19 protein-coding genes are annotated in these 19548 nt (G+C 72.5%); 12 read left to right on the forward strand and 7 right to left on the reverse strand.

Features of this window, described 5'->3' with window-relative positions; genetic code table 11:
• The first annotated feature begins 9 nt into the window (after positions 1–9).
• Both ACRWNP_RS04645 and ACRWNP_RS04650 read left to right on the forward strand, forming a co-directional pair.
• Positions 10–627, forward strand: coding sequence for an FMN-binding protein (locus tag ACRWNP_RS04645; protein WP_431959636.1), 618 nt, complete (start codon positions 10–12; stop codon positions 625–627).
• Between the two features lie 31 nt (positions 628–658).
• Entirely contained in the window at positions 659–1456 is a 798-nt protein-coding gene (locus ACRWNP_RS04650) for an FAD:protein FMN transferase (RefSeq protein ID WP_431959824.1), read from the forward strand.
• On the opposite strand, the gene ACRWNP_RS04655 is transcribed toward ACRWNP_RS04650, so the two are convergent.
• Entirely contained in the window at positions 1424–2635 is a 1212-nt protein-coding gene (locus tag ACRWNP_RS04655) for a S8 family peptidase (RefSeq protein ID WP_431959637.1), read from the reverse strand. The two genes, ACRWNP_RS04650 and ACRWNP_RS04655, sit on opposite strands and share 33 nt — an antisense overlap.
• 277 nt (positions 2636–2912) lie before the next feature.
• Between ACRWNP_RS04655 and ACRWNP_RS04660 the strand changes: the two genes are divergently transcribed.
• Together ACRWNP_RS04660 and ACRWNP_RS04665 are read left to right on the forward strand one after the other, a co-directional pair.
• On the forward strand, positions 2913–3422 hold the full coding sequence (locus ACRWNP_RS04660) for a SigE family RNA polymerase sigma factor (protein WP_431959638.1): 510 nt from the start codon (positions 2913–2915) through the stop codon (positions 3420–3422).
• Between the two features lie 61 nt (positions 3423–3483).
• A complete protein-coding gene (locus tag ACRWNP_RS04665; protein WP_431959639.1) occupies positions 3484–4191 on the forward strand; it encodes a hypothetical protein in 708 nt (235 codons plus the stop codon).
• Positions 4192–5116: 925 nt separating this feature from the next.
• Here ACRWNP_RS04665 and ACRWNP_RS04670 read toward each other — a convergent pair.
• Positions 5117–5986, reverse strand: a complete 870-nt coding sequence (locus tag ACRWNP_RS04670; protein WP_431959640.1) for an alpha/beta fold hydrolase — start codon at positions 5984–5986, stop codon at positions 5117–5119.
• A gap of 145 nt (positions 5987–6131) precedes the next feature.
• Here ACRWNP_RS04670 and ACRWNP_RS04675 point away from each other — a divergent pair, with 145 nt between their 5' ends.
• From ACRWNP_RS04675 to ACRWNP_RS04700, 6 genes are all read left to right on the forward strand, one after another.
• On the forward strand, positions 6132–7499 hold the full coding sequence (locus tag ACRWNP_RS04675; protein WP_431959825.1) for an MFS transporter: 1368 nt from the start codon (positions 6132–6134) through the stop codon (positions 7497–7499).
• Positions 7500–7530: 31 nt separating this feature from the next.
• Positions 7531–7731: a hypothetical protein gene (locus ACRWNP_RS04680; protein WP_431959641.1), complete on the forward strand. Its 201-nt coding sequence runs from the start codon at positions 7531–7533 to the stop codon at positions 7729–7731.
• A gap of 1 nt (position 7732) precedes the next feature.
• Positions 7733–8119 (forward strand): type II toxin-antitoxin system death-on-curing family toxin, encoded by a 387-nt coding sequence (locus tag ACRWNP_RS04685; protein WP_431959642.1) that lies wholly within the window; start codon positions 7733–7735, stop codon positions 8117–8119.
• 193 nt (positions 8120–8312) lie between these two features.
• The gene (locus ACRWNP_RS04690) at positions 8313–10121 is read left to right on the forward strand and encodes a DEAD/DEAH box helicase (RefSeq protein WP_431959643.1); all 1809 of its coding nucleotides are present in this window, start codon (positions 8313–8315) and stop codon (positions 10119–10121) included.
• A 329-nt stretch (positions 10122–10450) separates the two neighbouring features.
• A complete protein-coding gene (locus tag ACRWNP_RS04695) occupies positions 10451–11116 on the forward strand; it encodes an IclR family transcriptional regulator (protein ID WP_431959644.1) in 666 nt (221 codons plus the stop codon).
• A 70-nt stretch (positions 11117–11186) separates the two neighbouring features.
• Positions 11187–11975: a S16 family serine protease gene (locus tag ACRWNP_RS04700; protein ID WP_431959645.1), complete on the forward strand. Its 789-nt coding sequence runs from the start codon at positions 11187–11189 to the stop codon at positions 11973–11975.
• A 1173-nt stretch (positions 11976–13148) separates the two neighbouring features.
• Here ACRWNP_RS04700 and ACRWNP_RS04705 read toward each other — a convergent pair.
• From ACRWNP_RS04705 to ACRWNP_RS04715, 3 genes are all read right to left on the reverse strand, one after another.
• Entirely contained in the window at positions 13149–14438 is a 1290-nt protein-coding gene (locus ACRWNP_RS04705; RefSeq protein ID WP_431959646.1) for an MFS transporter, read from the reverse strand.
• Positions 14439–14466: 28 nt separating this feature from the next.
• Positions 14467–15075, reverse strand: coding sequence for a helix-turn-helix domain-containing protein (locus tag ACRWNP_RS04710; protein WP_431959647.1), 609 nt, complete (start codon positions 15073–15075; stop codon positions 14467–14469).
• A 94-nt stretch (positions 15076–15169) separates the two neighbouring features.
• On the reverse strand, positions 15170–15646 hold the full coding sequence (locus ACRWNP_RS04715) for an Lrp/AsnC family transcriptional regulator (protein ID WP_431959648.1): 477 nt from the start codon (positions 15644–15646) through the stop codon (positions 15170–15172).
• A gap of 133 nt (positions 15647–15779) precedes the next feature.
• On the opposite strand from ACRWNP_RS04715, the gene hppD reads away from it, so the two are divergent.
• Complete coding sequence (gene hppD / locus ACRWNP_RS04720; protein WP_431959649.1) at positions 15780–16925, forward strand: 4-hydroxyphenylpyruvate dioxygenase; 1146 nt, start codon at positions 15780–15782, stop codon at positions 16923–16925.
• 75 nt (positions 16926–17000) lie between these two features.
• Here hppD and ACRWNP_RS04725 read toward each other — a convergent pair whose 3' ends face one another.
• Positions 17001–17390, reverse strand: coding sequence for a hypothetical protein (locus ACRWNP_RS04725; RefSeq protein WP_431959650.1), 390 nt, complete (start codon positions 17388–17390; stop codon positions 17001–17003).
• A 118-nt stretch (positions 17391–17508) separates the two neighbouring features.
• Here ACRWNP_RS04725 and ACRWNP_RS04730 point away from each other — a divergent pair, with 118 nt between their 5' ends.
• On the forward strand, positions 17509–18876 hold the full coding sequence (locus tag ACRWNP_RS04730; RefSeq protein WP_431959651.1) for an FAD-binding oxidoreductase: 1368 nt from the start codon (positions 17509–17511) through the stop codon (positions 18874–18876).
• A gap of 39 nt (positions 18877–18915) precedes the next feature.
• On the opposite strand, the gene ACRWNP_RS04735 is transcribed toward ACRWNP_RS04730, so the two are convergent.
• Complete coding sequence (locus tag ACRWNP_RS04735) at positions 18916–19404, reverse strand: SsgA family sporulation/cell division regulator (RefSeq protein ID WP_431959652.1); 489 nt, start codon at positions 19402–19404, stop codon at positions 18916–18918.
• Between the last annotated feature and the right edge of the window lie 144 nt (positions 19405–19548).

Raw genomic sequence — 19548 nt, forward strand, 5'->3', positions numbered from 1 at the left:
GTGACCTCCGTGAAGAAGAAGCATTCGCTCCGTCGTGTCGTGCTCACCAGCGCCGTCACGGTCTCCGGCATCGTGCTGATGCTCGCGCTCAAGCCCGGCACGGACCCGTCCGTCCATCAGGCCGGTGCTCCCTCCGCCCCGGTGACGGCGGTCCCCTCCGCATCCATGGCCGTCTCCACGTCCACCCCCGCCTCCGCTTCTCCCTCCGTGTCCGCCTCGGCGTCGGGGAGGGCAGGACACCGGCGCGCCACGTCGTCTCCGGCCGCTTCGATCTCCAGCTCCTTCCCCACCGCCCCCAGGAGGACCAGCACCGCCCCGTCCACCCCGAAGACCACCACGGCCGCGCCCACCACCCGTACCGTCACCGGTCCCACCGTCCAGACGAACTACGGGCCGGTCCAGGTGCGGATCACGCTCACCGGCACCCGGATCACGGGGGCGACCGCCGTCCAGTACCCCGACGAGACGGCACGGAGCCGGGACATCAACTCCACCGCCGTCCCCAAGCTCAACCAGGAGACGCTGGCCGCGCAGAGTGCGAGCATCGACTCGGTGTCCGGTGCCACTTACACCAGCACGGGCTACAAGCAGTCGCTGCAGAGCGCCCTGGACCAGGCCGGTGTCTGAGCCCGCGCGCCTGCGCCACGTGGAACACGTCATGGGCACGGTCTTCTCCTTCGACGTCCGCGGCTTCACGCACCTCCCGCGCGTGCGTAGGGCGCTGGAGGAGTCGGTCGCCTTCCTGCACATGACCGACGCCGTCTTCTCCACCTACCGCTCCGACAGCCAGATCAGCCGACTCGCCCGCGGCGAGCTGGATCTGCGGAGTTGCGATGCCGAGGTGCGCGAAGTGCTGCGGCTGTGCGAGGAGGCCGAACGGCAGAGCGACGGCTGGTTCTCGGCCCGGTACGAAGGCCGGCCCGGCACCGGTCCCGACCCCACGGGCCTGGTGAAGGGCTGGGCGGTCGAGCGCGCCGCACGGACGCTCGCCGAGGCCGGCGCGGAAGCGGTGTGCGTCAACGGCGGCGGCGACGTCCAGACGGTGGGCGGTCCCTGGCGGATCGGCATCTCCGATCCCCTGACCCATGGTGCCGTTGCCGCGGTCGTCGAGGTGGGTGCCGAGGCCCATGAGACGGCCGTCGCCACGTCGGGCCCCGCCGAACGGGGCTGCCACATCCTCGATCCGCACACCGGGCAGCCGCCGGCCACTCGACTCGCCTCGATAACCGTCGTCTGCCCCACCCTCACCGCCGCCGACGCCTGGGCCACCGCCGCCTACGCCATGGGCGACGCGGCCCGCACCTGGCTCAGTACACACCCTGGCGCGCAGGCCTTCGCCGTCACCACTGACGGCGTCACCTGGCACACGACCGGTTTCCCGCGGTCGGCCGGTACGGCCGACCCCGGGAAACCGGTACGGGTGCTACGGGGTGACGCGCAGCAGCAGGTTGGGTGATCCGCTGCCGGGGCCGGCGACCACTCCGGAGGTGGCCGCCGAGGTCAGGGCGCTCGCCACCTGGGAGGGCGAGGCCGACGGATGTCCGGCGAGATAGACGGCGGCCGCGCCCGTGACGTGCGGGGTCGCCATCGAGGTGCCGGAGATGGTGTTGGCGGCGGTGTCGCTGTTCTTCCACGCGGAGGTGATGGACGATCCGGGCGCGAACAGGTCCAGCCCGGAGCCGTAGTTGGAGTAGCTGGCCCTGGCGTCGGTGCTGGTCGTGGCGCCGACGGTGATCGCCTCGCTCACGCGCGCGGGCGAGTAGGAGGAGGCGTTCGCCCCGTCGTTGCCCGCGGCGACGGCGTAGGTGACCCCGGAGGCGATCGAGTTGCGGACGGCGGTGTCGATCGCGGTGTTGGCGCCGCCGCCCAGGCTCATGTTGGCCACGGCCGGCTTCACGGCGTTGGCGGTGACCCAGTCGATGCCGGCCACGACCTGGGCGGTCGTGCCCGATCCGGCGTTGTTCAGGACACGTACAGCGACGATCTTCGCCTTCTTGGCGACGCCGTACGAGGTGCCGGCGACGGTGCCCGCGACATGGGTGCCGTGGCCGTTGCCGTCCTGGGCGACGAAGTCGTTCTGGACCGCGTCGTAGCCGTAGGAGGCCCGGCCGCCGAAGTCGGTGTGCGTGATGCGCACTCCGGTGTCGATGATGTACGCCGTCACGCCGGCTCCGGCCGTGTCGGGGTACGTATAGCTGTTGTTCAGGGGGAGCGCCGCCTGGTCGATGCGGTCCAGTCCCCACGAGGGCGGGTTGGTCTGCGTGGCGTCGATGCTGACCGTGGCGTCCTGGATGACCTGGGCGACGGCGGGGTCCGCGGCGAGCCGCCCGGCCTCGGTCGCGGTCATGTGGGCCGCGTAGCCGTTGAGGGCGGCGCGGTAGGTGTGATCGACCACGCCGCCGTGGCGGGTCACCACGCTCCGGCCCCCGGCCGAGGTCGATGTGAGTCCGGAACTCTTCTTGAGGATGACGATGTAGCTGTCCTTGACGGCGCCCTTGACGTCGGCGCCGATGATGCGGCCTTCGGCCGGTGCAGCCTGTGCGGGGGTTACCGCGGTCAGACCGAGGGCGGCGGCGGTCACCACCGCCGAGAACGCTGCGGCGATCCGCCGCTGGGTTCTGTGCGTCACTGCCATCGCGGGGGAGTCCTCCTGCAATCGCTGGTGCGTTACGGGACGACCGACATCGTGATGCATCTGACGCGTACATTATAAGAGCGTCTTGGAGGGATCTGCCTCGCCGTAGGCCCCAACGGCTTGACGTTGATGCACTCCCCGGCGATCCGCGCGTTGAACTGAGACGGTGAAGACGAAGGGGCGGTACCCCGCGACGGCGAGATCTCTGCCCCTCCGGGTGGGACGTAACCCCGCGGCCACAGCGTCTTCAGAGTGTGGACGACGAACAGGATCTCGGATGAAGCGCCGGCACGAAGAGGAATTCATGGCGTTCGCCGCTGCGCGATTCGCACCTCTGTTCCGCTCTGCGTGTGTGCTCACCAGCGGTGATGTGCACCTCGCGGAGGATCTGGTGCAGGACACGCTGGGCCGGATGTATGCCAACTGGCGCAAGATCACGCAGGTGGACGACCCGGCGGCCTACACCCACACCGTCCTCGTACGGACCTACCTGTCCTACCGCCGCCGGCGCAGCAGTTCCGAGCAGCCCACCGACACCCTGCCGGACTCCGGTGCCGCCACCGAGCACGACGCCACGCTGCGGGTCGCGCTGCTCGACGCTCTCGGCCGGCTCTCCGCCCGGGACCGGGCCGTCCTGCTCCTGCGGTACTGGGAGGACCGCAGCGTCGAGCAGACCGCCGCGATCCTTCAGATCCGGCCGGGCGCGGTACGCAACCAGAGCATGCGTGCGCTCGCCCGGATCCGGGACCTTCTGGGCCACGACCTGTCCGAGCTCGTCAGCCCCTGAACTCCGGTGCCGCGGCACCACCTCGCCCTCTTCACCGACCTCCGAAACGCGGTGACCCGCCATGCCCATCGAAGAAGACTTCACCGAAGCCCTCCGAACCACCCTCATGACCTTCGAGCCGCCCAACGCGGCCCCGCTTCTTCAGGGCTGTGTCCGCGACGGCCGACGCAGGCGCCGCCGCCGCGCCGCGGCCGCCGGTGTGAGCGGAGCAGCCGTCCTCGCGCTCGTCGGGCTCGGCGCTGTGGTCGTCCCCGGGCTGCTGTCCGACGGGCGGCCCGCCGACCACACGCTCGCCGGTCCGGCGGCCTCGGCCACGACCGGCTCGGCATCCGCCACCCCGGAGCCGGCCTTCACCGGCACGCTGCCCGCCGACCGCGCCCTTGCCATCCTGACCACGCTGCTGCCGAGCGGCCTGACCCATTCGAGCCCGCCTGGCGGCCGGCAGTCGGGGCAGCTGTGGGTGGACGACGGGCACGGCAAGTCGCTGTTCGAGGTGCACGTTTCCCGGCAGACCTCCACCGCCGCGATCCGCAGCCACGTCTTCGCGGGCACGAACCCCATGGCCGACGGCACCCTGATCGCGTCCCGGCAGGCACCACCGGGAACGAGCCCTGGGCACGAGGTGGTGAACGTGCTTCATCCCGACGGGCTCTACGTCACCATCTCGGTGTGGCAGGCACCGAGCCAGAACGTCCCCTCGACCCGTACCACGCCGATCCTGACACCGGCCCAACTGCGGGCCATCGCAACCAGCCCGCAGTGGCGGTAGCGCTCGCAGCGGCCGTGCGGCGGGCCGGCACGATCACGGCGCAGAGCTCACTTCGGTGTTCGGCGACTGTCCGGCCGCGCCCGCACCGGCGGCTGATCCGCCTTCAGACGCGGAACGGCCGCACCTGGGCGACCGGGCACGCAGCGACGTCCGTCCACAGCCGCACCCCGGCGGGTGTCCGCACGTCTGTCATGGCGAGACGATGTGTCGGCGCTCGCTCACCGCGACGCGGCGCAGCGGGACAGCGCGTCGCGCGCGGAGGCGCCGTCGGCGCTGCCCAGGGCACGTCGTGACCCAGGCGAGAGAGGCAAGGAAGATCAGTGAGAAGAGTTCCCCGGGCGATCGTGTCGGCTCTGTTGTGCTTCGGTGCGCTGGCGGCATGCTCCGCCGGGCCCGAAGCGGCACGTGCGTCGCGTGCGCCGGAATCCGCCCACACAGCGGAGGCGGTCAGGCCGTCGGCCGACCAGCCTTCGGCGCATGACCAGACCACACCGCGCACCACCCGGCCGAGTCGCCGTCCGCCCGCGTCCCACGCCCCCAGCTGGCCCGACAGGTCGGTTCGCAACAGCGCCGGCCCCCACATCGGCGCCTTCTTCCGGCGGTACCTCACCGGCGACAGGCGGTTCGACGCGATGCTCCCCGGCGAACGGCAGCCCCTCGCGCACGTCGCCCGCGTCGACGTGACGACCCGCCCTCACTGACCCCGGCGCTGTCGCTCCTCCTCCCGGAGGTGCCGGGAGGAGGAGCGGACCACAAGCCGGTGGAGGCCGTGCGGGAATCGAACCCACGTGACGTGAGTTGCAGTCGAGCCCCTGAACCACTCGGGCACACGGCCTTGCGTCGGTGACGTGCTCCGACCATAGGCGGCGTCCCCGGGAGGGGGCCAACGTCTCCCGGGGCCTGCAACGGGACTGCCGTACGCCGTTCACGAACCGCCCGGTGAGGCGGCGCCGGACAGGAACTCCTCCACCACCGGGCGGAACAGATCGGGTTCGTCGACCCAGGGGAAGTGCCCGACGGCGTGCAGAGGGCGCAGGACGGCGTGCGGGAAGCAGGCCGCGACGACCTCGCCCGCGCGCATGCCGGTGATCGCGTCGCGGTCGCCGGTGAGGACCAGGACCGGGCAGGTCACCTCGCGCAGCCGGGCCAGGACGGCGAGCCGGCCCGGCTCGTCCACGCCCTGCCAGAAGCCGGCACGGGGGACCGGGTGCAACTGGCCGCCCTCCGCGGCGGCGTGGGCGCGCTGGGGCTCGTCCCAGTGGCCGTAGGCCATCGGCGCGACCTGGAGCAGCAGCGCGCGGACCCGGTCGAGGTCGTCGGCGGTCTGCAGTTCGGCGAGGGCGGCGACCGCCTCCGGCCACCAGGGCTCGCCGACGCGGCTCTCGAAGATCTCGCGGGCGTCGTCGGGCAGCTCGCCCTGCAGCCGGGAGCCCGGGGTGACCAGCACCAGGTGGGTCAGCCGCTCCGGATAGGCGGCGGCGTACGCCTGCGCGGTCGCGGCGGCCGCGTCGTGCGCGAGCAGCGCGAAGCGCTCCAGGCCGAGGTGCCGGCGCAGCGCCTCCACGTCCTGGGCGAGCCGTGGGAAGGAGTAGGCCGTCGGGTCCGCGGCCGGCGGGCTGCCGCCGGTGCCCCTGCTGTCCGGGACGACCAGGCGCCTGCCTCGGTCCAGGCCGCCCAGGTCGCCCAGGTAGGCGGCGTCCCGTCCCGGGCCGCCGGCGAGCGCGAGCAGCACGGGCCCCTCGCCCCGGTCCGTGTAGGCGAGCTCGGTTCCGTCGTACGACGTGTAGTGCGGCATGGCCTACGCCTTCCCAGCCCGGGCCGGCTTCTCCCGGTCCTAGGCCGAAAGGCCGACCGGGGTGCCAGGGGCAAGTGGCAGGTTGACCCCTTACCCTGTCGTGGTGACCACCGCAGACACCGAGCCGGTATCCGGCCACGCAGGCATGCCCCTCGCCGCGCAGGACACCGGCGCCGACACCGTGCTGGGCAGCCGCTACCGGGCGCTGACCCTCGCGATGGTCTCCGTCGTCCTGCTCATCGCCTTCGAGGCCACCGCCGTCGGCACCGCGATGCCGGTCGCCGCGCGGGAGCTGGACGGGCTGCCGCTGTACGCCTTCGCCTTCTCCGGCTACTTCACCACCTCGCTGTTCGCGATGGTCGTCAGCGGCCAGTGGTGCGACCGCACCGGCCCGCTGGCGCCGCTGGTCGCCGGCATCGGCGCCTTCGCTGCCGGGCTGGTCGTCTCCGGCACCGCGCAGTCCATGTGGCCCTTCGTGCTGGGCCGCGCCGTGCAGGGCATCGGCGGCGGGCTCGTCATCGTCGCCCTGTACGTCGTCGTCGGCCTCGCCTACCCCGAACGCCTGCGGCCCGCGGTGATGGCCGCCTTCGCCGCGTCCTGGGTGCTGCCGTCCATCGTCGGGCCGCTCGTGGCCGGCACGGTCACCGAGCAGTTCGGCTGGCGCTGGGTCTTCCTCGCCATCCCCGTGCTCGTCGTCCTCCCGCTCCTCATCGGCCTGCCCGCACTGCGCCGCACCTCCCTTCAGCGTCCGCCGGACGACCGCGCGGCCCCCGACGGCCGCCGGCTGCGCCTCGCGCTCGCCGTCTCCGCCGGCGCCGGACTGCTCCAGTACGCCGGGCAGGACCTGCGACCGCTGTCCCTGGTCCTCGCGGCGGCCGGTGCCGCGCTCGTCGTCCCGGCCGCGCTGCGGCTGCTGCCCCGGGGCACCTTCCGCGCGGCCCGCGGCCTGCCATCCGTGGTGCTGCTGCGCGGTGTGGCCTCCGGCACGTTCCTCGGCGCCGAGAGCTTCGTGCCGCTCATGCTCGTCACGCAGCGGCACATGTCGCCGACCCTCGCCGGGCTCTCCCTGGCCGGCGGCGGCGTCACCTGGGGCATCGGCTCCTGGATCCAGGGCCGCCCCCGCCTCGAACGCCACCGCGAACGCCTCGTCGTCCTCGGCATGTTCCTCATGGCCGCCGCGATCGCCGGCGCCGCCCTGCCGTTGCTGGACGCCGCCCCCGCGTGGAGCACGGCCGCCGCCTGGGCCGTGGGCGGCCTCGGCGCGGGCCTGGTCATCTCCTCCCTGAGCGTCATCCTCTTCAAGCTCTCGCCGCCCTCCGAGGCCGGCGCCAACTCCGCCGCGCTCCAGGTCTCGGACGCCCTGTCCAGCGTCGTCCTCGTCGCCGCCGCGGGCACCGTCTTCGCGGCCCTCGGCGGAGCGGGCGGAGCCTTCACGGCCGTCCTCCTCCCCATGGCCGCCATTTCCCTCGCGGGCGTGGGCGCCGCGGCCCGGCTCCGCCCGAAAACCGGGTGAGGCGGCCGCGGCGGGGAGTTACCGTCCCGGTGTGAAAGAGCTGACCGTCGTCTTCACCGACACCGAGTGGGAGTCCCTGAGCGACCTCGCCGACGCGCACGGCGTGCCGGTCGCGGAGTTCGTGCGCACCGCGGTGCGGGCGTACGAGGCGGCCGAGGCCGCGCGCGTGCGCGCCGCGGGGGAGGCGTACACCGTCGCCCACGCGGACCTGCTGCGCAGGCTGGGGGAGTGAGGTGACCGTGCGCCACCTGACCCTCGACGAGGTCACGGAGCTCGCCCGCCTGGCCGCCCGCGGCGAACGGCCCGCGGTGCGCGAGCCCGGGCTGCTCGCGTCGGCCGTGCACCGGCCGCGGGCGCGGATGTTCGGCGTCGAGGCATACGGGGACGTGTACGAGCGGGCGGGGGCGCTGCTGCACGCGATCGCGGCGAACCACCCCCTGGTCGACGGGAACAAGCGGACGGCGTGGCTGGCGGCGGCGGTGTTCCTGGGGCTGAACGGGGTCGACCTGCGGTCGGCCGACCAGGACGCGGCGTACGACCTGGTCGTGTCGGTGGCGGCGGGAACCGTTTCCGCCCCCGAGGCGATCGGGCAGGCCCTGTCCCGCCTCGCCGCCGCCTGAACGGGGCTCCTCCCGGCTCCTTCGGCCCGAAACAGCCGGTACGGCCACCGTCCCCGCCACGCCGCAGGCGCAACGCGCCCGCACACGGCAACCGGCCCTCACAGACGCGCCCCCGATCGCGCCGCAGGCGGGGGCACGCGCCGCGCGCCAGTAGGCTGTGACGGTTGTCGTACCCGACCCGTCACCGGAGACCGTGACTACCACCGCCCCGCACAGCGCCAGCAACTCGCACTCGCACCACCTGTCGCCCGCCTTCCCCGGCCGCGCCCCCTGGGGCACGGCCGGCAAGCTGCGCGCCTGGCAGCAGGCTGCCCTGGACCGGTACATCGCGACGCAGCCGCGTGACTTCCTGGCCGTCGCGACCCCCGGAGCGGGCAAGACGACCTTCGCGCTCACCCTGGCCTCGTATCTGCTCCACAACCACCTCGTGCAGCAGATCACCGTCGTGGCCCCCACCGAGCACCTGAAGAAGCAGTGGGCGGAGGCCGCGGCCCGGATAGGCATCAAACTGGACCCGGAGTACAGCGCGGGGCCGGTCGGCAAGGAGTACCACGGGGTCGCGGTGACCTACGCGGGCGTCGGTGTGCGCCCGATGCTGCACCGCAACCGCTGCGAGCAGCGCAAGACGCTGGTGATCCTGGACGAGATCCACCACGCGGGCGACAGCCGGTCCTGGGGCGAGGCGTGCCTGGAGGCGTTCGAGCCGGCGACGCGGCGCCTGGCGCTGACCGGGACGCCGTTCCGGTCGGACACGAACCCGATCCCGTTCGTGACGTACGAGGAGGGCAACGACGGCATCCGCCGGTCGTCCGCCGACTACACCTACGGCTACGGCAACGCGCTCGCCGACCACGTCGTGCGCCCTGTGATCTTCCTCTCCTACAGCGGCAACATGCGCTGGCGCACGAAGGCCGGCGACGAGATCTCCGCGCGGCTCGGCGAGCCGATGACCAAGGACGCGATCGGCCAGGCCTGGCGGACCGCGCTGGCGCCGACCGGCGAGTGGATCCCGAACGTGCTGCGCGCCGCCGACCAGCGGCTGACGGAGGTCCGCAAGTCCATCCCGGACGCCGGTGCCCTGGTGATCGCCACCGACCAGGACACGGCCCGGGCGTACGCCAAGCTGATCCGGGAGATCACGGGGCACAAGGCGACCGTGGTGCTCTCCGACGACACCGGGGCGTCCTCGCGGATCGAGGAGTTCAGCGCGAGCGACGACCGCTGGATGGTCGCGGTCCGCATGGTGTCGGAGGGCGTGGACGTCCCGCGGCTGGCCGTCGGGGTCTACGCGACGACGATCTCCACGCCGCTGTTCTTCGCGCAGGCGGTCGGCCGCTTCGTGCGGTCGCGCAGGCGCGGCGAGACGGCCTCGGTCTTCCTGCCGACCATCCCCACGCTGCTGGAATTCGCCGGCGAGATGGAGGTGGAGCGCGACCACGCCCTCGACAAGCCCAAGAAGGAGGGCGAGGAGGACCCGTACGCGGAGTCCGAGAAGGAGCTGGAGGAGGCCGAGAAGCAGCAGGACGAGGACACCGGCGAGCAGGACATGCTGCCCTTCGAGGCGCTGGAGTCCGACGCCGTCTTCGACCGGGTGCTGTACGACGGCGCCGAGTTCGGCATGCAGGCGCACCCGGGGAGCGCGGAGGAGCAGGACTACCTGGGTATTCCGGGCCTTCTGGAGCCGGACCAGGTGCAGTTGCTGCTGCAGAAGCGGCAGGCCCGGCAGATCGCGCACAGCCGGAAGAAGCCGGACAGCGAGGCGGACCTGCTGGAACTGCCCGCCGAGCGGCGGCCGATCGTCACGCACAAGGAGCTGCTGGAGCTGCGCAAGCGGCTGAACACGATGGTCGCCGCGTACAACCACCAGAGCGGCAAGCCGCACGGTGTCATCCACAACGAGCTGCGCCGCGTGTGCGGCGGGCCGCCGAGCGCGGAGGCGACGGCGGGGCAGCTCCACGAGCGCATCAAGAAGGTCCAGGAGTGGGCCACCCGGATGCGCTGAGCGGCGGCCGGACTCGCAGCCGGGATGTCCGGGACGTCTGCTGATGGTGCGTCAGGAGAGCTGTGAATCTTGCGGCGTGAGAGGTGATTCGACGCAAGATTTACGTCGGGCGCCCCAGCTGCCCCGGTCACGTGACCGGATTGTGGACGAAGTCTTCCGCTGAGCGGTACGCGTCGCTACCGTTCCGGTCACGCAACGCGCCGTGGCAGAGCAGCCTCGGGGCGCCAGCCGGTACCGCCAGACCGGTGGCCTCTCCGCGCTCTGCCGCGGGACCGGCAGGTGCTCCCGCCGTGAGAGATGAGCCGCCACTCACACGAGAAGGGGGCGTCGTGACCGCGGAGACCTCTCAGACGCTCGATAGGGGCCTGCGGGTCCTGAAGCTGTTGGCCGACACCGACCACGGACTGACCGTCACGGAACTGGCGGCGAAGCTGGGCGTCAACCGAACGGTGGTCTACCGCCTCCTGGCCACACTGGAGCAGCACTCCCTGGTCCGCCGCGACCTCGGCGGACGTGCCCGGGTCGGCCTCGGCGTACTGCGGCTGGCGCACCAGGTGCACCCGCTGCTGCGCGAGGCCGCGCTTCCCGCCCTGCGTTCCCTCGCCGAGGACATCGGCGCCACCGCGCACCTCACCCTGGTCGACGGCACCGAGGCGCTCGCCGTGGCCGTCGTCGAGCCGAGCTGGACCGACTACCACGTCGCCTACCGCACCGGTTTCCGGCACTCCCTGGACCGCGGCGCCGCGGGCCGGGCGATCCTCGCCGGGCGCAGCGTGCAGCCGTACGAGCCCGATCCGCGCTGCTCCGAGGGCCCCGGCTACGTGCTCACCCACGGTGAGCTGGAGGCCGGGGCGAGCGGCGCGGCGGCCCCGCTGGTGGGCGTGCCGGGCATCGAGGGCAGTGTCGGTGTGGTGATGCTCGCCGACGTGATACCCGAACGGGTGGGTCCCCGGGTGGTCGAGGCGGCGCTGGAGGTCGCCGACGCCCTGCGCTAGCGGCCGTGCCGGGGCCGGGGTGCCCCGGGCCCCGGCACGCCGGGGCGCCGCCGTGAACTACATTCACCCCATGCCTTTCGCCTCCGCCCGGAACCGGATCCTCGTCGTCTGCGCCGCGCTCGTGGCCGCGCTGCTGGCGGTGGCCCTGTTCGCGCCGCTGCCGATCTCGATCGTCGTGCCCGGGCTGACGGCGGATGTCCTCGGCGCCGACCGGGGCAGGCCAGTGATCACGATCACCGGCACCGAGACCCGCGACACCTCGGGGCAGCTGCGGATGACGACCATCGCGGCGACCAACCCGGACGCGACCGTCCGCTTCGGTGACGTCCTCACGGCCTGGTTCGCCACGGACCAGGCCGTGATGCCGCGCGACGCGGTCTACCCGACCGGCGGCACGGTCAAGGAGATCGAGCAGCACAACCGGGCGGAGATGACCGAGTCCCAGCAGGACGCCACCACCGCGGCCCTCCGGCAGCTGCGGCTGTCCCCCTCGGACGTCAAGGTCACCCTCCACCTCGCGGACGTCGGCGGGCCCAGCGCGGGGCTGATGTTCAGCCTGGGCATCATCGACAAGATCGAGGGCAACGGGCGCGGCGGCGACCTCACCGGCGGCCGAAGGATCGCCGGTACGGGGACGATCACCGCCGGCGGCAAGGTCGGCCCGGTCGGCGGCGTCCCGCTCAAGGAGCAGGCCGCCCGGCGCGACGGCGCGACCGTCTTCCTCGTTCCCAAGGCCGAGTGCACCGACGCCAAGGCCGAACTCCCCAAGGGGCTGCGGCTGGTGCCCGTCACCACCCTCGACGGCGCGATCGACGCCCTGGACGCCCTCGACCGCGGGGGCGAGGTCCCCGCCTGCTAGGGCGTGTTTCGAAAGTCCCGCCTGTCCCGCGACGCCTGGCACGGCACCCCGCTGCGTTGTCGAATCGTCCGAGTAGCCCACTACGAGGACGACTCTCCGCCTTGCGATGCACCGCACCAGACGCCGCGGGACCCGCCCTTCGGGCGGCCGGCGCTACTTTCGAAACACGCCCTAGTGGCTCGGCTCGGATGGCCGACCCGGTGATCGATCGACTGTCGGTCTCCGGGAGGGCCGTAGCACGCGTTCGTCGCACACGCGTTCCATCCCGGATCGCGGAGCCTGACGGCTCGTCCTAGCCTGATAAGGGGTGCTTCAGCGCCGGCGTGGAACGAGCCGAGGCATTCTTGGCCGACACCGATTGCCGAGGCGGTCCTTGACGCCATCGCGGGTTTCCCGCACGGATCCGTTGGACCACGGTCCTGAGCCGCGCCGTCGTGATGACGTCCTGTCACCCGTTTTCGTCTACTCCCACAACAAGGTTGGGAAGCCATGAACGCAAAGCGACTCGCTGTCCTTCTCGTTGCCCCAGTGGCCGCCACCGTACTCGTTCTTCCTCAAGCCGCCACGTCGCACGCCCTGACCGCAGGACCGGCTCCGGCGGCCGGGCAGCCTCGGTCTCCGAGCGCCACCCCCTACGACCAGGGATACCAGGACGGATACCGGAACGGCCTGGTCTACGCCCGCGACTGACATTCGCGGCGACAGCCGTGGGCGCACGGGACGGACCGGATACTCTGCCGAGTACAACCGCGGCTACGTCGCCGGGATCATCGCTGCCTATCAGTACGGCCACCGGACCTACTGCGGGTTCGGGCCCGCGTGATGGCTCCACCCCCGGTGTCCAGCGCGTCAACCGCCGCTCGTCGAAGGCGTGGCTGACATCGCGCACGTAATCCGCGCTGACCTGTGACAACGAGACGATGTCCGTCACCGACCGGCCCTGGGCGGACAGCATCACCACGATGGCCCGCCGCAGCCTGACCGGGTCCTTCGAGGACCGACCGATCCGCTGCAGACGCCGGCCCTCCTCCATGGTCACCGGCCGGACGAACACTCCCGCGGACGACGCCCCACAACCACCTCCGAGATCAAGTCCTGGCGGCAGCCTGCCCGGAGACCGACAGTCGGCCAATTGGCCAGGTCGACCATCCGAGCCGAGCCGCCGGCCGGAGCTCAGGCGTCCCGCCGGGCGTCCATGCGGCGCCAGGAGGGGAAGACCAGGGGGCTCAGCGTGGCCAGGAAGTACGTCCCGCCGATCAGCAGCAGCGCGCCGGTCAGGCCGATGCCGTCCACCAGGTAGCCTGCGGCGAGCCCGCCCACGGGGGTGGTGAGCAGCACTCCGGCGCCCAGGGTGCCCAGGGCGCGGGTGCGCAGCTCGTCGGGCACGTGCTCGAAGGTCACTGTCGCCAGGATCGGGTTGAGCGCCCCCGCCGCGATGCCGCCGGCCACCATGGTCACCGCCAGGGCGCCCCATCCGGGCACCCACGCGGCGACCAGGAACCGGGGCGCGCCGCACAGCAGGAAGCACAGCGTGTAGACCGGCCACCGCGGCATGCGGTGGCCCACCGCGCCGTACAGCAGCGCCCCGGCGAGCGCGCCGGCCCCGAAGAGGCCGGAGAGCAGGCCGAGCTGGACAGCGCCGCCGAGCTCCCGCTCGGCGTGCACGGGCAGCAGCACCGAACTCCAGCCCGCGTCCAGGCCGTTGGTGACCATGACCATGAGGGTGATGGCGAGCAGCAGCCGGTTGCGGATCAGGAAGGCGTAGCCCTCGCGCAGTTCGGCCCGGTAGGTGCGCAGGGAGACCGGTGCCGCGTCCTTCGCCGGTTCGGTGCCCGGCAGTCCGCGGACGCCGAACGCGATCAGGGCCGCGGAGACGCCGAAGGTGGCGGCGTCCAGCAGCAGCACCGCCTCCGCGCCCAGGACGGCGATGAGCACGCCCCCGGCTGAGGCGCCGAGCATCCGGGCGCCGCGCGAGGCGCCGTCGAAGTAGCCGGCGGCGCGCCCCAGCGGCGTCCCGGCCCGCTCCGCCAGTACGGGCAGCAGCACCTCGCGCGCGGTCTCACCGGGGGCGTGGAAGAGCCCGCTGACGGCCATCAGCGCGCACAGCTGCCAGAACCGCAGCACGCCCGCGAAATGGAGCAGCGGGATCGCCACGACGGCCACCGCGCACACCGCGTCCGACAGGACCGACGACCTGCGCCGTCCGAAGCGGTCGATGACCGGCCCGCCGACGAGTGCGGAGACCACGACCGGCAGCGTCGCGCAGAAGGCCACCAGGCCCGCGCGGGCGGCGCTGCCGGTGGTCTGCAGCACGAACCACGGGACGGCCAGCACGGTGAGCGAGTTGCCGCTGATCGACACGACGTTGGCGGCGAGGACCAGGCGCAGCGGCCGCGGATCGGGTGGCCGCGGGCCTGGCGCGGTGACCGCCGTGCCGTCGGATATGCCGGTCCCGGTGTCCATGTGGGTTCCCCCGTGGTGGTCGGTGCGGTCAGTCGGCGGCGCGCGGAAAGGCGTGCAGATGGACGCGGACGTGCGCGGCGTCCTCGGCGGACCCGGGCTCGCCGCCCTCCTGGGCCCGGTAGCGCTCCAGCACGGCGTGGAGTTCCTCGCACAGGGCGCGGGTCCGGGCGGGGGTGAGCCGCAGGGCGAAGTTGCTGAGGTCGAAGCTGTCGCGCCACTCCTCGGACCAGTCGCCGACGGTGGCGAGCCAGGTCTCCAGTTCCGCGGTGTGGATCGCGGCGATCTCCCGGCCGAACAGCCCGACCGCCGCCCGCACTTCGGGGTCGTCGTGGGCCAGGAGGCTCCCGGCGTCGAAGCGGGTGCCCCGGTGCGCGGCCTTCCACCAGCGCTCGCGGGCGGTGCCGCGGCCCGGGTCCTCCTCCACGAAGCCGTACGCCGCCAGCTGTCGCAGGTGGTAGCTGGTGGCGCCGCTGGACTCGCCGAGCCGGGCCGCCAGGCCCGAGGCGGTGGCAGGCCCGTACTCGCGCAGGGCGGCGAGCAGCCGGATGCGCAGGGGGTGGGCGAGTCCGCGCAGGGTGCGCGGGTCGAGGCTGATGACGCCGGGGTCGGGTGCGCCGGCGGCGGGTTCGTCAGGCACGGGTTCACCGTAGAGCGCGCAAAGGTTCCTTTGCAATGCTTTCTTTGCATGAATCGCGGCGGCGCTCCGGTGGCACTCCGGCGGCACTCCGGGGCTACGTGTCCGCGTCCTGTGCCGCCTGCTCGACCAGCGGGATGATCCGCAGCGGGACCGGGTTCTCCATGACGATCGCCGTGGAGGCCCGCACGATGCCATCGAAGCCCACAACCCGGTCGATCACACGTTGGAGATCGGCGTTGGAGCGGGCCACCAGCCGGCACAGCATGTCGCCCTGCCCGGTCGTGGTGTGCAGTTCCAGCACCTCCGGGACGCCGGCCAAGTGGGCCCGTACGTCCGGACCTTGCCCCTGCTTGATCTCCAGCGTCGCGAAGGCCGTCACCGGGTAGCCCAGCGCGGCCGGGTCCACCTGCGGCCCGAAGCCCCGGATCACCCCATTGGCCTGAAGCCGGTCCAGCCGTGCCTGCACGGTGCCGCGCGCCACCCCCAGGCGGCGCGAGGCCTCCAGCACGCCGATCCGGGGCTCCTCGGCGAGCAGCTTGATCAGCCGTCCGTCCAGCGCGTCGATCCCCATGCCACCCCAGTCCCTCCTGTGTCGGTGGTCACCATGCACAGAATGCCGCCCATTTTCCGTGAACTGCTGTACAGAGTGCTCAGCCGTTCCGGAAACTATTGCGCACCTTGAGCTGCCGGGCGAGGCTGCTGCCATGACTGAGACCCTGGATCACACTTCCCCCACCCCCGGCGACGCGGACCCGTTCCCGGTCAAGGGAATGGACGCGGTCGTCTTCGCGGTGGGCAACGCCAAGCAGGCCGCCCACTACTACTCGACCGCGTTCGGCATGAAGCGCGTGGCCTACTCCGGACCGGAGAACGGCAGCCGCGAGACCGCGTCCTACGTCCTGGAGTCCGGGAGCGCCCGCTTCGTCTTCACCTCCGTCGTCAAGGCCGCCACCGACCGCGGCCGGTTCCTGGAGGAGCACGTCGCCGCCCACGGCGACGGCGTCGTGGACCTCGCCCTGGAGGTGCCGGACGTCCGCGCCGCCTACGACTACGCCCTCGCGCACGGCGCCACCGGCCTGGAGGAGCCGCACGAGGTCGGCGACGAGTACGGCACCGTCGTGCTGGCCGCCATCGCCACCTACGGCCAGACCCGCCACACCCTGGTCGAACGCGGCGCCTACAAGGGCCCGTACCTGCCCGGCTACGTCGCCGCCGAGCCGATCGTGGAGCCGCCGGCCAAGCGCTTCTTCCAGGCGATCGACCACTGCGTCGGCAACGTCGAACTCGGCAAGATGAACGACTGGGTGACCTTCTACAACCGCGTCATGGGCTTCACCAACATGAAGGAGTTCGTCGGTGACGACATCGCCACCGAGTACTCGGCCCTGATGTCCAAGGTCGTCGCGGACGGCACGCTGAAGGTCAAGTTCCCCATCAACGAGCCCGCGATCGCCAAGAAGAAGTCCCAGATCGACGAGTACCTGGAGTTCTACGGCGGCCCGGGCGTCCAGCACATCGCCCTCGCCACCAACGACATCGTCGCCTCGGTCCGCGCCATGCGCGCCGCGGGCGTCGAGTTCCTCGACACCCCCGACTCCTACTACGACACCCTCGGCGAGTGGGTCGGCGACACCCGCGTCCCGATCGACACCCTGCGGGAGTTGAAGATCCTGGCAGACCGGGACGAAGACGGCTACCTGTTGCAGATCTTCACCAAGCCTGTCCAGGATCGCCCGACCGTCTTCTTCGAAATGATCGAGCGGCACGGTTCGATGGGCTTCGGCAAGGGCAACTTCAAGGCGCTCTTCGAAGCGATCGAGCGCGAGCAGGAGCGTCGCGGCAACCTCTGATCGCCACCACCGCGGACCCCGGCGCCGGACCATGCCTCCACGGGGGAGGGGCGTGGACCGGCGCCGGCCCGCGGGTCAGAAGACGATCCGGAAGTCCCGGAGGGCCATCGCGAGCGTCCAGGCCCCGAACGCCCACAGCGCCAGCGCCCCCAGCACCATTCCTGTCGCGGCCCACAGCCCCGTGCGCGGCGGCCGCCGCAGCGCCCCGGCCAGAGCGCCGGTCACCGCCCCCGCCACCGGCAGGCCCACGATGAGCAGGGCGGCATTCTCCAAAGCCACCTTGGTGCGGTGGTTGCCCATCCAGTCCGTGGGGCTCTTGTGCTGCGCGGCGTCCGCCGCGCCCATGACCCACAGCACCACCGGCGGGGCGAGCAGCACGACCGCCCACACGCAGCGCACCGCGACCCTGCGCCCGTCGTGCCGCCGCGCCTGTGCCGCGCTGCCCGCGTCCGTCGTATCCGTCACGGCCGTCATCCTCGCCGCGCCCCCGCCCGCGCCACCATCCGTACGGATACTCAGACGGCCGCGAGCCGCGCGATGACGTGATCTTCCCCGGGCGGCCGCGCGGTGCGAAGCTGGACGCATGGGCGATCTCATCGACCGGCTGCTCGCCGGACTCCCCGGCGAGGCCATCCTCGCCGATCCCGACGTCACCGCCTCGTACGCCAACGACATGGCCGGCTTCTGCCCGGCCGGGGCGCCCGCGGTGGTCGTCCTGCCGCGCACCGTGGAGCAGGTCCGCCACGTCATGCGGACCGCCACGGCGCTGCGGGTGCCCGTCGTGCCGCAAGGGGCCCGTACCGGCCTGTCGGGCGCCGCCAACGCCTCCGACGGCTGCATCGTGCTCTCCCTGACCAAGATGGACCGCATCCTGGAGATCGACCCCGTCGACCGCGTCGCCGTCGTCGAACCGGGCGTCGTCAACGCCGTTCTCTCCCGCGCCGTCGCCGAGCGGGGCCTGTACTACCCGCCGGACCCCTCCAGCTGGGAGCAGTGCACCATCGGCGGCAACATCGGCACCGGCTCCGGCGGCCTGTGCTGCGTGAAGTACGGGGTCACCGCCGAGTACGTGCTCGGCCTGGAGGTCGTCCTGGCCGACGGACGGCTGCTGCGCACCGGCCGGCGCACCGCCAAGGGCGTCGCCGGGTACGACCTGACCCGGCTGATCGTCGGCTCCGAGGGCAGCCTCGGCATCGTGGTGCGGGCCGTGCTGGCGCTCAAGCCCGCACCGCCCGCCCAGTTGGCGCTGGTGGCGGAGTTCCCCTCGGCCGAGGCGGCCTGCGCGGCGGTCTGCGACATCATGGCCGGCGGCCATGTGCCCTCGCTGCTGGAGCTGATGGACGGCACGACCGTGCGCGCGGTCAACGACATGACCAGCATGGGACTGCCCGAGTCGACCGAGGCCCTGCTGCTGGCCGCCTTCGACACCCCCGACCCGGCCGCCGACCTGGCCGCGGTGGGGGAGCTGTGCGCGGCCGCCGGGGCGACGCAGGTGGTGCCCGCCGAGGACGCGGCGGAGTCCGAAATGCTGCTCCAGGCACGGCGGATGGCGCTGCCGGCACTGGAGCGGGTCTCCACGGCCACGATGATCGACGACGTGTGCGTGCCGCGCGGCAGACTCGCCGCGATGCTCGACGGGGTCGCGGCGATCGCCCGCAAGCACGACCTCACCATCGGCGTGTGTGCGCACGCCGGGGACGGCAACACCCACCCCGTGGTGTGTTTCGACGCCGCCGACCCCGAGGAGTCCGGCCGGGCCCGCGAGTCCTTCGACGAGATCATGGCGCTCGGCCTGGAGCTCGGCGGCACGATCACCGGCGAGCACGGCGTGGGGGTCCTGAAGAAGGAGTGGCTGGCGCGCGAACTCGGTCCGGTGGGCGTGGAGATGCAGCGCGGCATCAAGGCCGTCTTCGACCCGCTCGGCATCCTCAACCCGGGCAAGGTGTTCTGAGCACCCGGGCCCCGGCCGCCGGGCTCGCGGGCCGTCGCCCTACGCGTCCGGCGACTCGTCGGAGCCGTGCCAGGGGTCGCGCGTGCGGCGCTCGTCGCGCGCGGCGCCCTCGCCGGCGGCCGGGGCCAGCAGCTCGTCCAGCCGCTCGTCCATGGCCAGGTGGTCCAGCTCCGTCCCCGGCGGCACCGCCCGCAGGGTGCGCTCCAGCCACGCCGCCACCGGGTGCGAGGACGCCTCCAGCAGTGCGGTGCCGTCCGGCGAGCTGAGGGCCATGCAGATCACGCTCCGCCCGTCCGTCTTGGTCGGCCAGATCCGTACGTCACCGTGCCCGCTCGGCCGGAACACCCCCTCGACCAGCAGCTCCCGGGCGAAGGTCCAGCTGACGGGGCGATTGGAACCGATGTGGAAGGTGATGTGCACGGCGAAGGGATCCTGCGCCCGGTAGGCCAGCCTGGCCGGGACGGCGACGCTGCGCTCGGGCGACAGCACCAGGTGCATCTCCAGCTCGCGTTCGACCACGGTGTGCATCTCGTCGTCCTTTCCTCGGCGCGAAGGACCCTGGCGGTGCTGCGCGGCGGGTGCCGCGGGGGGCCCGCACCGGGAGAGAGAGCGCATACGGCCTTCACCATTACGCGGGTTCCGGCGATCGGGAGGACTTTTCCCGAAGGGCCG

This window comes from Actinacidiphila sp. bgisy160 (genome assembly GCF_965342435.1).
Lineage (GTDB): Bacteria > Actinomycetota > Actinomycetes > Streptomycetales > Streptomycetaceae > Actinacidiphila.

Bases quoted from the DNA above. Each gene is read 5' to 3' on its own strand.
- ACRWNP_RS04650 (WP_431959824.1), top strand. From the start codon at position 659: ATGGGCACGGTCTTCTCCTTCGACGTCCGCGGCTTCACGCACCTCCCG.
- ACRWNP_RS04655 (WP_431959637.1), bottom strand. From the start codon at position 2,635: ATGGCAGTGACGCACAGAACCCAGCGGCGGATCGCCGCAGCGTTCTCG.
- ACRWNP_RS04660 (WP_431959638.1), top strand. From the start codon at position 2,913: ATGAAGCGCCGGCACGAAGAGGAATTCATGGCGTTCGCCGCTGCGCGA.
- ACRWNP_RS04665 (WP_431959639.1), top strand. From the start codon at position 3,484: ATGCCCATCGAAGAAGACTTCACCGAAGCCCTCCGAACCACCCTCATG.
- ACRWNP_RS04670 (WP_431959640.1), bottom strand. From the start codon at position 5,986: ATGCCGCACTACACGTCGTACGACGGAACCGAGCTCGCCTACACGGAC.
- ACRWNP_RS04675 (WP_431959825.1), top strand. From the start codon at position 6,132: ATGCCCCTCGCCGCGCAGGACACCGGCGCCGACACCGTGCTGGGCAGC.
- ACRWNP_RS04700 (WP_431959645.1), top strand. From the start codon at position 11,187: ATGCCTTTCGCCTCCGCCCGGAACCGGATCCTCGTCGTCTGCGCCGCG.
- ACRWNP_RS04705 (WP_431959646.1), bottom strand. From the start codon at position 14,438: ATGGACACCGGGACCGGCATATCCGACGGCACGGCGGTCACCGCGCCA.
- ACRWNP_RS04715 (WP_431959648.1), bottom strand. From the start codon at position 15,646: ATGGGGATCGACGCGCTGGACGGACGGCTGATCAAGCTGCTCGCCGAG.
- hppD (WP_431959649.1), top strand. From the start codon at position 15,780: ATGACTGAGACCCTGGATCACACTTCCCCCACCCCCGGCGACGCGGAC.
- ACRWNP_RS04730 (WP_431959651.1), top strand. From the start codon at position 17,509: ATGGGCGATCTCATCGACCGGCTGCTCGCCGGACTCCCCGGCGAGGCC.
- ACRWNP_RS04735 (WP_431959652.1), bottom strand. From the start codon at position 19,404: ATGCACACCGTGGTCGAACGCGAGCTGGAGATGCACCTGGTGCTGTCG.